Genomic DNA, 2,181 nt, shown 5'->3' on the forward strand with positions numbered 1-2,181 from the left:
TGGCGGCGAGGGCCCGCAGGGGCCCGCCCATCACGCCCAGTGCCGTCAGGGCCTGGAGGAATCGCCGCCGCTGCATGATCAGAACACCTCTTCCTTGTCCCCGCCCGCCTTGGCTGCGAGGCCCTCCGCGCGCTCGAGTTTCTCCTTCATCGCGTCCACCGCCCCGCGGAGCTCGGAGAGCTCGGCGCCCTGATCGATGAGCCGGGGCAGCGTCACGTTGAAGTCCTTCTCCAGGGCCTCGACGAGCTCGGCGTCCTGCTCGATGAGCAGTCCCTCGATGCCCTCGAAGCGCTCCATGTAGGTGCTGTGCACGAGCTCCTTGGCCTCCTTCGTCTCGCCCTCGGCATACTCGGCGACAACGCGGTCGAGATTGTGTTCGATCTCTCCGATCGTTGCCACCGGCCCGGAGGCACCGTGCCCGCGCGCATCGTCTCCGCCGGGCCCCCCGCCGCGCTTCTGCTGCATCGCGGCCAGGCGCACGGCACCCACGCCCTGCCAGAGCGCGTGATCCAGTGCGTCCACCTGTTCGCGGACGGCCTCGTCCGGGCGCTCCTTCTCGATGGCCTCCTTGACGCCGTAGATGCCCTGCCAGATCGATGCGTAGATCGTGGCGGCGGTGGTCTCGATGGCGGCGTGCAGCTTGACGGACTCCCATTTGTCGATCAGGGCCTGGGGATCCGCTGCTTCGCCCCCGGCGTAGGCATCGGCGAGGCCGCTGGCGGTCTCGGTCATGGCGCGGGCGTCGGAGACGTAGGTGTCGATGTGCTCGTGCATCGCCTCGACGTGTTCGCCGGCTTCACCGTCGGCCTGGACGGCGCCGCTGAACAGGGCGCCGGCGGCGAGGGTCGCGGTCGCGATGGCGCAGAGCGTGCGGCCGGTTCGGTTGGTCATCGGGGCGTCCTCCGTCAGTGGATCGATAATAGCGTGATTGAGGATGATAACGATTCGGTTTCTCTGGAAGAACCCCCCGGCGCTGCGCTGTAACAGTGCGCCCCTCGTAAATGGTTAAAATGCGACGAGAGGTATGACCGGGGCGAAGGACAGGCCATGAGCAGCGGATATCGCATCGATCCACGTCGCGGCGCCGACGAGGAGGTCCGGCGGATCGTCGAGGACCGAATCCAGCGTGCCGACGAGGCACTCGCCCTGCCCCGAGACCGGGGTGCCGAGGGCGTGCACGAGGCACGCAAGCGGCTGAAGGAGATACGCGCCGTCGTCCGCCTGGTGCGTCCGCATCTGGGCAAGCGTTTCGGTAGCGAAAATACCCGTTACCGTGACATTGCCCGGGGGCTGTCGGGCATCCGCGATGCCGCGGCCCTGGTGGAATGCTGGGACGCCCTCGTTGCCGACGAGCCCCGCCGGTTCTCCAGTACGGCGATGCAGCGGGTACGTGAGCGGCTGACGGCGCGTGCCGACGCGGCGGGGCAGGGCGCGGATGCCGACGCGGTCGCCGCCGCCCGGCAATCCCTCGGCGATGCGCGGGCAGCGCTGAGCGACTGGCCGCTGCCGCGGGACGGCTTCGCGCTGTTCCGCGGCGGCCTTGCCCGGACCTTCGGCGACGGCGCACGCGCGCTGGCGGCGGTGGAGAAGGGCATCACCGACGAGCGGTTGCACGAGTGGCGCAAGCGGGTGAAGGACCACTGGTACCACACCTGCCTGTTCGAGCGCTGCTGGCCGGAGATGCTCGAGGCCCGGCGCCGGTGCCTCAAGGGGCTGTCCGACGCCCTCGGCGACGATCACGACCTGGCCGTGATGCATGCGCTGATGGCTGAAGAGCCGGCGCTGTTCGGCGCCGCCGCTACCCGCGCCGCCATCGTCCGGGCCGTCTCGCGGCGCCGTACCCGGCTGACGCGTCGGGCCGTTGCCACCGGGCGGCGCCTATACGCCGAGGAGGGCGATGTGCTGGTGGCGCGCTGGCGCGCCTACTGGCGCCTGACCCGCAAGGGCCGATGAATGCTCCGCCTCCCGCGGGGTATTCGCTCGGAGGAGAGTGCCGCATGACCGGAGAACGCGTGACGCCGGGCATCGCTGCCCGCGGGCCGCGCCGCCCCGCCCGGCAAGGTTGTGGGCACCCTGAACGCACTCGTACGGGACGCCGCGGAGCGACATGAACATCCTGGCACTGCACAACCTCAAGGGCGGCGTCGGCAAGACCGCCGCCGCCGTCAATCTCGCCTGGGA

At 70.1% G+C, this 2,181-nt stretch carries 2 protein-coding genes; one reads left to right on the top strand and one right to left on the bottom strand.

Going from position 1 to position 2,181, the window contains the following annotated elements; translation table 11 throughout:
• Positions 1–78: 78 nt before the first annotated feature.
• A complete protein-coding gene (locus G7A99_RS18430; RefSeq protein WP_163142919.1) occupies positions 79–891 on the bottom strand; it encodes a hypothetical protein in 813 nt (270 codons plus the stop codon).
• A gap of 156 nt (positions 892–1,047) precedes the next feature.
• Here G7A99_RS18430 and G7A99_RS18435 point away from each other — a divergent pair, with 156 nt between their 5' ends.
• Entirely contained in the window at positions 1,048–1,953 is a 906-nt protein-coding gene (locus G7A99_RS18435) for a CHAD domain-containing protein (protein ID WP_163142922.1), read from the top strand.
• Positions 1,954–2,181: the final 228 nt, after the last annotated feature.

The sequence above is a fragment of the Arhodomonas sp. KWT genome, assembly GCF_010993615.1.

Bases quoted from the DNA above. Each gene is read 5' to 3' on its own strand.
- G7A99_RS18430 (WP_163142919.1), bottom strand. From the start codon at position 891: ATGACCAACCGAACCGGCCGCACGCTCTGCGCCATCGCGACCGCGACC.
- G7A99_RS18435 (WP_163142922.1), top strand. From the start codon at position 1,048: ATGAGCAGCGGATATCGCATCGATCCACGTCGCGGCGCCGACGAGGAG.